Origin of the sequence: Serratia sp. JKS000199, assembly GCF_900215455.1 — a bacterium.
Lineage (GTDB): Bacteria > Pseudomonadota > Gammaproteobacteria > Enterobacterales > Enterobacteriaceae > Serratia > Serratia ureilytica.
The window spans coordinates 4,405,062-4,417,782 of sequence record NZ_LT907843.1; the positions used below are offsets into that span (position 1 = coordinate 4,405,062).

11 protein-coding genes are annotated in these 12,721 nt (G+C 59.4%); 5 read left to right on the plus strand and 6 right to left on the minus strand.

The genetic code is table 11. The annotated features are described in order from the left end of the window. The first annotated feature begins 41 nt into the window (after positions 1-41). Positions 42-1,094 (plus strand): threonine/serine transporter, encoded by a 1,053-nt coding sequence (locus tag CPH57_RS20880; protein WP_229597921.1) that lies wholly within the window; start codon positions 42-44, stop codon positions 1,092-1,094. 10 nt (positions 1,095-1,104) lie between these two features. Here the strand turns inward: CPH57_RS20880 and CPH57_RS20885 are convergent, their stop codons facing one another. The 6 genes from CPH57_RS20885 to rpmH form a co-directional block, all read right to left on the minus strand. Beyond that, on the minus strand, positions 1,105-1,905 hold the full coding sequence (locus CPH57_RS20885) for an MBL fold metallo-hydrolase (protein WP_016929603.1): 801 nt from the start codon (positions 1,903-1,905) through the stop codon (positions 1,105-1,107). A 147-nt stretch (positions 1,906-2,052) separates the two neighbouring features. After that, positions 2,053-3,417 (minus strand): tRNA uridine-5-carboxymethylaminomethyl(34) synthesis GTPase MnmE, encoded by a 1,365-nt coding sequence (gene mnmE, locus CPH57_RS20890; protein ID WP_033652323.1) that lies wholly within the window; start codon positions 3,415-3,417, stop codon positions 2,053-2,055. A gap of 96 nt (positions 3,418-3,513) precedes the next feature. Then, positions 3,514-5,151, minus strand: coding sequence for a membrane protein insertase YidC (gene yidC, locus CPH57_RS20895; RefSeq protein WP_033645144.1), 1,638 nt, complete (start codon positions 5,149-5,151; stop codon positions 3,514-3,516). 2 nt (positions 5,152-5,153) lie between these two features. Then, positions 5,154-5,411: a membrane protein insertion efficiency factor YidD gene (gene yidD / locus CPH57_RS20900; protein ID WP_004933881.1), complete on the minus strand. Its 258-nt coding sequence runs from the start codon at positions 5,409-5,411 to the stop codon at positions 5,154-5,156. After that, positions 5,375-5,734, minus strand: a complete 360-nt coding sequence (rnpA, locus tag CPH57_RS20905) for a ribonuclease P protein component (protein ID WP_004933883.1) — start codon at positions 5,732-5,734, stop codon at positions 5,375-5,377. The genes yidD and rnpA overlap by 37 nt, the downstream gene beginning before the upstream one ends. A 17-nt stretch (positions 5,735-5,751) precedes the next feature. Beyond that, complete coding sequence (gene rpmH, locus CPH57_RS20910; RefSeq protein WP_000831330.1) at positions 5,752-5,892, minus strand: 50S ribosomal protein L34; 141 nt, start codon at positions 5,890-5,892, stop codon at positions 5,752-5,754. A 682-nt stretch (positions 5,893-6,574) separates the two neighbouring features. Here rpmH and dnaA point away from each other — a divergent pair. The 4 genes from dnaA to gyrB are packed head-to-tail and all read left to right on the plus strand — an operon-like array spanning position 6,575 to position 12,638. Next, on the plus strand, positions 6,575-7,969 hold the full coding sequence (gene dnaA, locus CPH57_RS20920) for a chromosomal replication initiator protein DnaA (RefSeq protein WP_004933889.1): 1,395 nt from the start codon (positions 6,575-6,577) through the stop codon (positions 7,967-7,969). Between the two features lie 4 nt (positions 7,970-7,973). Next, entirely contained in the window at positions 7,974-9,074 is a 1,101-nt protein-coding gene (gene dnaN / locus CPH57_RS20925) for a DNA polymerase III subunit beta (RefSeq protein ID WP_096242697.1), read from the plus strand. Positions 9,075-9,119: 45 nt separating this feature from the next. Further along, complete coding sequence (recF, locus tag CPH57_RS20930; RefSeq protein ID WP_004933895.1) at positions 9,120-10,205, plus strand: DNA replication/repair protein RecF; 1,086 nt, start codon at positions 9,120-9,122, stop codon at positions 10,203-10,205. A gap of 18 nt (positions 10,206-10,223) precedes the next feature. Beyond that, complete coding sequence (gene gyrB / locus CPH57_RS20935) at positions 10,224-12,638, plus strand: DNA topoisomerase (ATP-hydrolyzing) subunit B (protein WP_004933898.1); 2,415 nt, start codon at positions 10,224-10,226, stop codon at positions 12,636-12,638. The last annotated feature ends 83 nt before the right edge of the window (positions 12,639-12,721 follow it).

Sequence of the window (12,721 nt, forward strand, 5' to 3'; positions counted from 1 at the left end):
TCACTTTCTTCTCCACGGCATTCGGCGCCGGGATTTTCTTTTTGCCACAGGCGGTGGGGCCGGGCGTGCTGGGGATGAAAGTGTTCATGCTGTTTATCGTTATCGCCATGTCGGTATCGATGATGGCGCACTATCTTTTTTTCAAATTCATCATTTCGCACCCGGAGAAAGATTTCCTGGCGGCATCATCGACATTTATCGGCGAGCGGGCAGCGGCAATCGTCTGTGTGCTGTTTATTTTGTCGATGATTATTATCGTGCTGATAAATTTCATCACCTTGGTCAACGTCGTCGCGTCTTTTTTCCACAACGGATTCTGGGTCAGGGGCGGCATTTCGCTGTTGCTGAGTGCCGCGCTGTCGGTGGCATGGTTGGCGTTTAGTCAGCGAATCGAGCACCTGATTTCCAGAATGGCACTGGTTTCTATCGTACTGGTGGCGATCCTGGCGGTGTTTTTCCTGTTACAACCTGCGGTGGGGCAGCAGGCGGTGCAGGCGCCGCCTGGCATTTCATTGCAGACGTGGCTGCTGCTGCCGATTTTTCTTTTTACATTTAACTTTACCCCGTGCATCCAGCGCTTTGCGAAAAGCGCCTTACGACCGCAGGCGCGCAGTATTCTGTTTGGCAAGGTACTGATCATGGCGTTTATCGTCATGATCGTTATCGCCATCAGCCGTTTGCTGACGCTGGATGACATCTCAATCATTAACAGCCGCAATGTGGATGCGCTGTTTTATACCGCCGGTTTGACCGGCAACGCCACGGCGTGGTTAGGCGCTGCCCTGTTGCTGTGTTTACTGACCGGCGGCGCCTATATCGGCACGTTGACCGGCGTGATCGATGGCATTACGTCCTTCGGCGTGGCGGGCAAAAAGAGAATCATCGCAGGGAATATCGTTGTCTGTACGTTTATTGGCGCGATCAACCCGAGCATTATCAAGATCATCTCGGGCTGGTCGATACCCGTTATCGTGATGACCGTCTTTTTCATCCCATCACTGTATTTTTTGCTACGGGGCGACGGCAGGCAAAAGGGGATCGGCGTCGTCGTGCTGGGCTGCGGGATCGCGGTAATCGCAACGTTGTTGGTGTAAAGCGGCACGCTTAATCCAGCACCAGCCTATCGCCGGTGGCCGGCGCGATCCCTTCCGGCAGCCATAGCCGGCCCCAGGCGCCGGTACAGTGGCAGCCCATAATCTTTTCCGGCTGATGCTGGCGCAAAAAACGGCGGACGCGCCAGAGCGTGCGCGGGGAAGCGCAGCGCAGATGAAAACCGCCGATCAAGGCGTGGATCCGATCGATCCCGGTGATTTGCTGGCAATGGCGCACGATATTGACGATCCCGCGGTGCCCGCAGCCGGTCACGATCACCAGACCGCGATCCGATTTGTAAATCAGCACCCCTTCGTCAATAACGTAATCTACCGCTGCGTTCTCCCCGGCGATCACCCCGTAGGCGCGGGGTGCGGGCACCGCGATTTCGCCTGACCACATAAAGCGATCGCCGATCGCCAGCGGCTCTCGGCTGTATTGCATGCGGTGGCGCGAGTAGTCGATATCCAAAGAGAGCTTTTTGATTTTCCGAGTGTGGCCCAGCACCTTCAGCGCCGCATAGCGCTCATCGCCGACCTGCGGGTGGCAGATGATACGGCTGTTGTCTGGCAGCCAGGCGACGCCGCCGCAGTGGTCATAGTGGCCGTGGGAGAGCACCGTCGCGGTGATACGGGAGAGATCGACACCCATCAGCGCCGCATTGCGCAGAAAGCTGTCGTCGGGGCCGGTATCGAACAGTATGGACGTCGTATCATCCTCAATCAGCAGGCTTAACCCGGCCTTGGCCTGCAATAGCGGGTTGGCGCCGGCGGCGCGGCGGTTTTCCAGCAGTACCCTGAGGGTCAATGCCATGTTGACTCGTTCCTGAGAGAGATTCCTGACTGGCCAGTATAGCGCGGGACGCTGCGGCGGCTCTGTGAGCCGGCGCGCAGAGCGAGAGCGGAAAAGAAAAACGGCCGGAACAAGGGCTTGTCCCGGCCGTGAAGGCGTCTGGCGGTGTTACTTGCCGATACAGAAGCTGGAGAAAATGCGGCCCAGCAGATCGTCGGAGGTGAATTCGCCGGTGATTTCGCTCAGGGCCAGCTGCGCCTGGCGCAGTTCCTCGGCCAGCAGCTCCCCCGCGTAAGCGCTCACTAACTGTTCTTTGCCCTGTACCAGATGCTGCGCCGCCAGTTCCAGCGCCTGCAGGTGGCGGCGGCGCGCCAGGAAGCCGCCTTCCATGTTGCTGGTGAAGCCCATGCTCTGTTTAAGATGATCGCGCAGCACATCGACGCCTTCGCCGGTGCGGGCCGACAGGCGAATAAGTGAGTGGTTATTCACTTCCGTCATACCCAGCGTTTCACCGGTGATGTCGGCTTTGTTGCGCACCACGGTGATAGGTAGCGTGCCTGGCAGGCGCGCCATAAACTCCGGCCAGATCTCCGCCGGCTCGGTGGCGGCGGTGGTGGTGCCGTCAACCATAAACAGCACCCTGTCGGCCTGTTCGATCTCGTTCCATGCACGTTCGATGCCGATGCGTTCCACTTCGTCGCTGGCGTCGCGCAGGCCGGCGGTGTCGATGATGTGCAGCGGCATGCCGTCGATATGGATGTGTTCGCGCAGAACGTCGCGGGTGGTGCCGGCGATATCGGTGACGATCGCCGCCTCGCGTCCTGCCAGCGCATTGAGCAGGCTCGATTTGCCGGCATTGGGGCGCCCGGCGATCACCACCTTCATCCCTTCGCGCAGCAGGCTGCCCTGGCGCGCTTCACCGCGCACGTTGTCCAGATCCGCCATCACGTCGTTGAGCTGCGCCTCGATTTTACCGTCGGACAGGAAGTCGATTTCCTCGTCCGGGAAGTCGATCGCCGCTTCCACATAGATTCGCAGGTGAGTGAGCGCTTCCACGAGCTGGTGGATGCGGGTGGAGAACGCGCCCTGCAGCGAGTTCATCGCCGAACGCGCCGCCTGCTCGGAGCTGGCGTCGATCAGATCGGCAATCGCTTCGGCCTGCGCCAGATCGAGTTTGTCGTTGAGAAACGCGCGCTCGGAGAACTCGCCCGGCCGCGCGATGCGCACGTCGGGCAGCGCCAGCACGCGCTTGAGCAGCAGATCGAGGATCACCGGCCCGCCGTGGCCCTGCAGTTCCAGCACGTCTTCGCCGGTAAAGGAGTTCGGCCCCGGGAACCACAGCGCGATGCCCTGATCGAGGGTGGCGCCCGTAGCGTCGCGGAACGGCAGATAGTCAGCGTAGCGCGGCTTCGGCAGCTTGCCGAGCAACGCCTGGGCGACGTCTTTGGCCTTGCTTCCGGAAATGCGCAGAATGCCGACGCCGCCGCGTCCCGGCGGGGTGGCTTGGGCTACGATGGTATCGGTGGTGCTCATAACGGTTCTCTCTGACGATTAAGATGCAAAAAGGCGGTCTAATGACCGCCTTTGGGGTGACTGCAAGGGTCGGCGCGCCGAACCCCTACAATACGCTTAGCTTTTTTTCTTGTCGCGGCTGTGCAGACCGCGTTTTTCCAGACCACGGTAAATCAGCTGCTGCTGCAGGATGGTCACCAGGTTGCTGACGATGTAGTACAGCACCAGACCGGACGGGAACCACAGGAAGAACACTGTGAAGATCACCGGCATGAAGGTCATGATTTTCTGCTGCATCGGGTCAGTCACGGTGGTCGGCGACATCTTCTGGATGAAGAACATCGTCACGCCCATCAGGATTGGCAGGATGTAGTACGGGTCTTGCGCCGACAGGTCATGGATCCACAGGGCGAACGGCGCGTGGCGCAGCTCGACCGAACCCATCAGCATGTAGTACAGCGCCAGGAAGATCGGCATCTGAATGATCAGCGGCAGGCAGCCGCCGAGCGGGTTGACTTTCTCCGCCTTGTACAGCGCCATCATCTCTTGGCTCATGCGCTGCTTGTCATCGCCGATGCGTTCGCGCATCGCCTGCAGCTTCGGCTGCAGCATGCGCATTTTCGCCATCGAGGTGTACTGCGCCTTGGTCAGCGGGTACATGATGCCGCGCACGATGAAGGTGATGATGATGATGGAGAAGCCCCAGTTGCCGATAAAGCCGTGGATGAACTTCAGCAGTTTGAACAGCGGCTGGGAGATGAACCACAGCCAGCCGTAATCCACGGTCAGGTCCAAGTGCGGCGCCAGTTGGGCCATCTGGTCCTGCAGCTCCGGGCCGACCCACAGGGTCGCGTTCAGCTGCTGCTGAGCGCCAGGCTGCACCACGACCGGGGTAGATTTGAAGCCGATGGTGGACAAGTTGTCACCCGGTTTGGCGGTGTAGAAGGTGTTGTCACCCTTGGTCGCCGGTACCCACGCGGTGGCGAAGTACTGCTGCAGCATGGCGACCCAACCGTCTTTGGTGGTGACGCTCAGGTTTTCGTCTTTGTCGAACGCGTATTTCTGGTACTTGTCCTCGCTGGACGAGTATGCCGCGCCGCGGAAGGTGTGCAACGCGAAGTTGCTGCTGCCGGTATCGCGGTGCTTAGGCAATTCGGTGGTCTGCTTCAGCTGGCCGAACAGGGTCAGCTCCAGCGGCGCCGCGCCTTTGTTGTCGATGCTGTAATCCACGCCGACCGCATAGTGGTTGCGTTTGAGCACGAAGGTCTTGGTGTAGACCGCGCCGTCTTTATCGGTGTAGGTCAGCGGGATGCGCAGCTCGTCCTGGCCTTCCGGCAGGGTGTAGCTGTCCTGCGCCGCTTGGTACAGCGGGCGTTCGCCGTTGGCCGGGTTGTCCGGGCCGTTTTTACCGGTCAGGCCGCTTTGCGCCTGATAGACGAACGACGGAGTGGTTTCCAGCAGTTGGAACGGAGTCGATGAACCCAGAGTTTCCGGGTAGGCCAACAGTTTAGCCTGCTCGATATCGCCACCACGGGTGTTGATGGTCAGTGACAGCACGTCGGTGTTCACGGTAATCAGCTTACCCTGACCACTGGCTGGCACGGCCTGGCTGGCGGCATCACCGGCTACTGCGTTCGAAGTCTGTTGCGTGGTCTGTGCGGCCGGCTGCGGAGCGTTGTCCGTTTGCCATGCCTGCCAGATCATGAAAGACACGAACAGCAGAGCGATGAGGAGAAGATTGCGTTGCGAATCCATCGTTAGTGTTCTCTGTTATCGTCGGTTTTTGGCGGCACCGGATCATCGCCACCTGGGTTCAAAGGGTGGCATTTTAATACGCGTTTCAATGCTAACCAACTGCCTTTTATCATGCCAAACCTGCTTAATGCCTCAATTGCGTAATGAGAGCATGTCGGCTGGAAGCGACAACGAGGCCCTAGCAGCGGACTGATGACGAGCTGATAGGCCCGCACCAGCCCGATCAGGATGCGGGAGCCTGGCGACAGTGGCGACGCCATAATTTATCCAAAGCTTCCGTCAGCGCGCGGTTATCCAAATCCGCTATCCCCTTTTTGGCCACCACGACAAAATCCATCGCCGGTAATTCGTGCTGGCGCAGGCGGAAGCTTTCGCGGGTTAGGCGTTTGATCCGATTACGCTCGTGCGCGCGTTTGACGTGTTTTTTGGCGACGGTAAGACCGATGCGGGGATGCCCCAGCTGGTTCAGGCGGCCGAGGATGGTGATTTGCGGCGTGCCAGCCCGTTGTGGCTGCTGGAAGACGAAAGTGAAATGAGTGGGAGTTAACAAACGTAACTCCCTGGGAAAAGCGAGCTTAACCACTCAGCGGGTTAGCTTTATTACTTAGAAACAGTCAGACGAGCACGGCCTTTCGCACGACGGCGGGCCAGAACTTGACGACCATTTTTGGTGGCCATACGAGCACGGAAACCGTGGCTACGGTTGCGCTTCAATACGGACGGTTGGAAAGTGCGTTTCATAGCGATTTCTACCTAAACTTAAAATAATTACTGATCAGTAAACGCGTTTGGCTACTCGGCGTGAAGATGACCGACGCCTCAATCGCAATACATAAAGAAGCGGGATTGTAATAATTGTACAGTCCTGAGTCAATTCGCATCGCGCCAGCCTACCTGGTTGTCTGCCAATAACGGCACAAAATCCGGTCTTGGCCCGTGGTCACCGCAGAATCCTGTCTGGCTAATGACGCACCATAAGGAACCAGGTATCACACGTAGGGCGAAGATTATACGGACTCGGGGTGAAATCGCAAGGATCCCCGTGAGATCCTTTGCGCGCGATCCCAGGATCCGACGTGGATAACAGGGTATAACCGGTTGACAATGTAAAAAACGCGGCGCAGAGGCCGGGATCTGCGTGGTCATGCGGCGCCGGCGGCGAAAAGATCGCCGCCGGCCGCGGCCTGTGGATAAAATGGATCTAATCTGTGAGGAAGGGGAGGATCTCTTGCGCGGATTGCGCTATGATCCGTCATTCCGATCGCGATCCCTCATGCCGGGATCGTGAGGGACACAAACCGTGAAAGGCGGTTCGCATCCCCCACAGGCAAACAGCCGATGCCGGGTATGTGTCAAAAATCATGAGTTATAAAAAAGTTGCCCGTTTCTTTTCTTTATTGATCTTGTTCGAGTGGAGTCCGCCGTGTCACTTTCGCTTTGGCAGCAGTGTCTTGCCCGATTGCAGGATGAGTTACCTGCCACAGAATTTAGTATGTGGATTCGCCCATTGCAGGCGGAACTGAGTGACAACACCCTGGCGCTGTACGCGCCTAACCGTTTTGTGCTGGATTGGGTTCGCGATAAGTACTTAAACAATATCAATGGTCTGCTGAATGATTTCTGCGGCACGGATGCGCCTTTGCTGCGTTTTGAAGTCGGCAGCAAGCCGATCACGCAGGTGATCAGCCAGACCGTGACCGCCAGCGTCAGCAGCGCTCCTGCGGCCCCGGCGGCGCGCACGGCCGCGCCTTCGCGCCCGAGCTGGGACAACGCGGCGGCGCAGCCCGAGCTCTCTTACCGCTCCAACGTCAACCCCAAACACACCTTCGACAACTTCGTCGAGGGTAAGTCAAACCAGCTGGCGCGCGCGGCGGCTCGCCAGGTGGCGGACAATCCGGGCGGCGCCTACAACCCTTTGTTCCTGTATGGCGGCACCGGCCTGGGTAAAACCCACCTGCTGCACGCGGTCGGCAACGGCATCATGGCGCGCAAGGCCAACGCCAAAGTGGTCTACATGCACTCGGAACGCTTCGTACAAGACATGGTCAAAGCGTTGCAGAACAATGCCATCGAAGAGTTTAAGCGCTACTACCGTTCGGTCGACGCGTTGCTGATCGATGACATCCAATTCTTCGCCAACAAGGAGCGTTCGCAGGAAGAGTTCTTCCATACCTTTAACGCCCTGTTGGAAGGCAATCAGCAGATCATCCTGACTTCGGATCGCTACCCTAAAGAGATCAACGGAGTGGAAGATCGTCTGAAGTCCCGCTTCGGCTGGGGGCTGACGGTGGCGATCGAGCCGCCGGAGCTGGAAACCCGCGTGGCGATCCTGATGAAAAAGGCCGACGAAAACGACATTCGCCTGCCGGGCGAAGTGGCGTTCTTCATCGCCAAGCGCCTGCGTTCCAACGTGCGTGAGCTCGAAGGGGCGCTGAACCGCGTGATCGCCAACGCCAACTTTACCGGCCGGGCCATCACCATCGATTTCGTGCGCGAAGCGCTGCGCGATCTGCTGGCGCTGCAGGAAAAGCTGGTCACCATCGACAATATCCAAAAGACGGTGGCGGAGTATTACAAGATTAAAGTCGCGGATTTGCTGTCCAAGCGGCGTTCGCGATCCGTTGCCCGCCCGCGCCAGATGGCGATGGCGCTGGCGAAGGAACTCACCAACCACAGCCTGCCGGAAATCGGCGATGCGTTTGGTGGCCGCGACCATACCACGGTGTTGCACGCCTGCCGGAAGATCGAGCAGCTGCGTGAGGAAAGTCACGACATCAAAGAAGATTTCTCCAATTTAATCAGAACATTATCTTCATAGCGCTATGAAATTTATCGTTGAACGTGAGCATCTGCTAAAACCGCTGCAACAGGTGAGCAGCCCGCTGGGCGGCCGCCCGACCTTGCCGATCCTGGGCAACCTGCTGTTGCAGGTGACGGAAGGCTCCCTGCTGCTGACCGGCACCGATCTGGAGATGGAGATGGTGGCGCGCGTCGCCCTGTCCCAGCCGCATGAGCCGGGCGCGACCACCGTGCCCGCGCGCAAATTCTTTGATATCTGCCGTGGCCTGCCGGAAGGGGCGGAGATCGCCGTCACGCTGGAGAGCGAGCGCATGCTGGTGCGATCCGGCCGCAGCCGTTTCTCGCTGTCCACGCTGCCCGCGACGGACTTCCCGAACCTGGACGACTGGCAGAGCGAGGTGGAATTCACCTTGCCGCAGGCGACGCTGAAGCGCCTGATCGAAGCCACCCAGTTCTCGATGGCCCATCAGGACGTGCGTTACTACCTGAACGGCATGCTGTTTGAAACCGAGGGCGAAGAGTTGCGCACCGTCGCGACCGACGGCCACCGCCTGGCGGTGTGCTCGATGCCGATCGGCCAGCAGCTGCCGTCGCATTCGGTGATCGTGCCGCGTAAAGGGGTGATGGAGCTGGTGCGCTTGCTGGACGGCGGCGATTCGCTGCTGCAGCTGCAGATCGGCAGCAACAACATTCGCGCCCACGTCGGCGATTTCATCTTCACGTCCAAGCTGGTTGACGGCCGTTTCCCGGACTATCGCCGCGTTTTGCCGAAGAACCCGGACAAAACGCTGGAAGCCGGCTGCGATCTGCTCAAGCAGGCGTTCGCCCGCGCGGCTATTCTCTCGAACGAGAAATTCCGCGGCGTGCGGCTGTACGTCAGCCAGAATCAGCTGAAGATCACCGCCAACAACCCGGAACAGGAAGAGGCGGAAGAGATCCTCGACGTCAGCTACGACGGCGCGGAGATGGAGATCGGCTTCAACGTCAGCTACGTGCTGGACGTGTTGAACGCGCTCAAGTGTGAAGACGTGCGCCTGCTGTTGACCGACTCGGTCTCCAGCGTGCAGATCGAAGACGGCGCCAGCCAGGCGGCGGCCTACGTTGTCATGCCAATGCGGTTGTAGTCTCGTTACCTTGAATTACAGCACCGTCATCGGTAAAGAGATTGCATGGCTCTGACGCGTTTATTGATTAAAGACTTCCGCAATATCGAGGCGGCGGATTTGGCGCTGGCGCCGGGATTCAACTTCCTGGTCGGCGCTAACGGCAGCGGCAAGACCAGCGTGCTGGAGGCGGTGTATACGCTCGGCCATGGCCGCGCCTTTCGCAGTCTGCAGGCCGGTCGGGTGATCCGCCACGACCAACCGGAGTTCGTGCTGCATGGCCGCATCGAAGGCGCGGAGCGCGAGCTATCGGTAGGATTGAGCAAGAGCCGTCAGGGTGACAGCAAAGTACGCATCGATGGCAGCGACGGCCACAAGGTGGCCGAGCTGGCGCAGCTGCTGCCCATGCAGCTGATCACCCCCGAAGGTTTTACCCTGCTGAACGGCGGGCCGAAATTCCGGCGCGCTTTCCTGGACTGGGGCTGTTTTCATAACGAACCCGGTTTTTTCACCGCCTGGAGCAACCTGAAACGGTTACTGAAGCAGCGCAATGCCGCGCTGCGCCAGGTGAGTCGCTATGCGCAGATCCGCGCCTGGGATCAGGAACTGATCCCGCTCGCGGAGCGCATCAGCGAATGGCGGGCGGAATACAGCGACGCGATCGCCGCGGATATCACCGCGACCTGCGCGCAGTTTCTGCCTGAATTCGCCCTGAGCTTCTCCTTCCAGCGCGGCTGGGACAAAGAGAGCGACTACGGCGAGCTGCTGGAGCGCCAGTTTGAGCGCGACAGGGCGTTGACCTATACCGCGGTGGGGCCGCATAAAGCGGACTTTCGCATTCGTGCCGACGGCACGCCGGTAGAGGATTTGTTATCGCGCGGTCAGCTTAAGCTGCTGATGTGCGCGTTGCGCTTGGCGCAGGGTGAGTTTCTCACCCGGCAGAGCGGGCGGCGTTGCCTGTATCTGATTGATGATTTTGCCTCCGAGCTGGACACCGGCCGTCGCCGGTTGCTGGCCGATCGCCTGAAAGCCACCCAGGCCCAGGTTTTTGTCAGCGCGGTCAGCGCTGAACAAGTGACCGACATGGCCGGTGAAAAGGGCAAGATGTTCCGCGTGGAACAGGGTAAAATAGAGGTTCAACCACAGGACTAAAATGAGCGAGAAACGTTGATGTCGAATTCTTATGACTCCTCAAGTATCAAGGTATTAAAAGGGCTGGATGCGGTGCGCAAGCGCCCGGGCATGTATATCGGCGATACCGATGACGGCACCGGTCTGCACCACATGGTATTCGAGGTTGTGGACAACGCTATCGACGAAGCGCTCGCGGGCCACTGTAGTGACATTCAGGTCACCATCCATGCCGACAACTCGGTATCGGTGCAGGATGATGGCCGCGGCATTCCGACCGGCATTCACCCGGAAGAAGGGGTTTCAGCCGCAGAGGTCATCATGACCGTGCTGCACGCCGGCGGTAAATTCGACGACAACTCCTATAAAGTTTCCGGCGGCCTGCACGGCGTGGGCGTCTCGGTGGTTAACGCCCTGTCGGAGAAACTGGAGCTGGTGATCCGCCGCGAAGGCAAAGTGCACGAACAAACTTACAGCCACGGCGAGCCGCAGGCGCCGCTGAACGTGGTGGGCGAAACCGAGCAGACCGGCACCATGGTGCGCTTCTGGCCGAGTCACCAAACTTTCACCAATGTGACCGAATTCGAGTACGACATTCTGGCCAAGCGTCTGCGCGAGCTGTCCTTCCTCAACTCCGGCGTGTCTATTCGCCTGAAGGACAAGCGCACCGACCGTGAAGACCACTTCCATTACGAAGGCGGCATCAAGGCGTTTGTCGAGTACCTGAACAAGAACAAAACCCCGATTCACCCGAACGTGTTCTACTTCTCCACCGTGAAAGACGACATCGGCGTGGAAGTGGCGCTGCAGTGGAACGACGGTTTCCAGGAAAACATCTACTGCTTCACCAACAACATTCCGCAGCGCGACGGCGGCACGCACCTGGTCGGTTTCCGTACCGCGATGACCCGTACGCTGAACAGCTACATGGAGAAGGAAGGCTACAGCAAGAAGGCCAAGGTCAGCGCCACCGGCGATGACGCGCGTGAAGGCCTGATCGCCGTGGTGTCGGTGAAGGTGCCGGATCCGAAGTTCTCTTCTCAGACCAAGGACAAGCTGGTCTCTTCCGAGGTGAAAACCGCGGTTGAAACGCTGATGAACGAGAAGCTGGTGGATTACCTGATGGAGAATCCGGGCGACGCGAAAATCGTGGTCGGCAAAATCATCGACGCGGCGCGCGCGCGCGAAGCGGCGCGTAAAGCGCGTGAGATGACCCGCCGCAAAGGCGCGCTGGATCTGGCCGGCCTGCCGGGCAAACTGGCGGACTGCCAGGAACGCGATCCGGCGCTGTCCGAACTGTACCTGGTGGAAGGGGACTCCGCGGGCGGCTCTGCCAAGCAGGGGCGCAACCGCAAGAATCAGGCTATCTTGCCGCTGAAGGGGAAAATCCTCAACGTCGAGAAAGCGCGTTTCGACAAAATGCTCTCTTCGCAGGAAGTGGCGACGCTGATCACCGCGCTGGGTTGCGGCATCGGCCGCGACGAGTACAGCCCGGACAAGCTGCGTTACCACAGCATCATCATCATGACCGATGCCGACGTCGACGGTTCGCACATCCGTACGCTGCTGTTGACCTTCTTCTACCGCCAGATGCCGGAAATCATCGAGCGTGGCCACGTGTTCATCGCACAGCCGCCGCTGTACAAGGTGAAGAAAGGCAAGCAGGAGCAGTACATCAAAGATGACGAGGCGATGGATCAGTATCAGATCGCCATCGCGATGGATGGCGCTACGCTGCACACCAATGCCAGCGCACCGGCGCTCGGCGGCGAGCAGTTGGAGAAACTGGTGGCCGAGCACTACGGCGTGCAGAAGCTGATTGGCCGCATGGAGCGCCGCTACCCGCGCGCGCTGCTGAACAGCCTGATCTACCAGCCGACGCTGAACGAAGGCGATCTCAGCGATGAAGCCAAGGTGAAAACCTGGATCGCGTCGCTGGTGCAGGCGCTGAACGACAAAGAGCAGCACGGCAGCAGCTATGACTTCGTGATCTTCGAGAACCGCGAGCGCCAGATGTTCGAGCCGGCGTTGCGCATCCGTACCCACGGCGTGGATACCGACTATAAGCTGGACTTCGATTTCATCCACGGCGGTGAATACCGCAAGATCTGCCAGCTGGGCGAGCAGCTGCGCGGGCTGATCGAAGAGGGCGCGTTCATTGAGCGCGGCGAACGCCGTCAGCCGGTAGACAGCTTCGAACAGGCGCTGGAGTGGCTGGTGAAAGAGTCGCGCCGCGGCCTGTCGGTGCAGCGTTATAAAGGTCTGGGCGAGATGAACCCGGAGCAGCTGTGGGAAACCACCATGGATCCGGAAAGCCGCCGCATGCTGCGCGTGACCGTCAAGGACGCCATCGCTGCCGATCAGCTGTTCACCACGCTGATGGGCGATGCGGTTGAACCGCGTCGCGCCTTTATCGAAGAAAACGCCCTGAAAGCGGCGAACATCGATATCTGATGCGTTAATGGCTGTGAAAATCCGCGCCGGGCGACCCGCGCGGATTTTTTTTTGGCCTTTTTTGGCGCTGACAGCCGAGGCTG

What these genes read in the sequence shown, in the direction of transcription:
- rpmH (WP_000831330.1), bottom strand. Translation starts at nt 5,892, where the DNA reads ATGAAACGCACTTTCCAACCGTCCGTATTGAAGCGCAACCGTAGCCAC.
- yidC (WP_033645144.1), bottom strand. Translation starts at nt 5,151, where the DNA reads ATGGATTCGCAACGCAATCTTCTCCTCATCGCTCTGCTGTTCGTGTCT.
- yidD (WP_004933881.1), bottom strand. Translation starts at nt 5,411, where the DNA reads ATGGCGTCGCCACTGTCGCCAGGCTCCCGCATCCTGATCGGGCTGGTG.
- recF (WP_004933895.1), top strand. Translation starts at nt 9,120, where the DNA reads ATGGCTCTGACGCGTTTATTGATTAAAGACTTCCGCAATATCGAGGCG.
- gyrB (WP_004933898.1), top strand. Translation starts at nt 10,224, where the DNA reads ATGTCGAATTCTTATGACTCCTCAAGTATCAAGGTATTAAAAGGGCTG.
- dnaN (WP_096242697.1), top strand. Translation starts at nt 7,974, where the DNA reads ATGAAATTTATCGTTGAACGTGAGCATCTGCTAAAACCGCTGCAACAG.
- mnmE (WP_033652323.1), bottom strand. Translation starts at nt 3,417, where the DNA reads ATGAGCACCACCGATACCATCGTAGCCCAAGCCACCCCGCCGGGACGC.
- CPH57_RS20885 (WP_016929603.1), bottom strand. Translation starts at nt 1,905, where the DNA reads ATGGCATTGACCCTCAGGGTACTGCTGGAAAACCGCCGCGCCGCCGGC.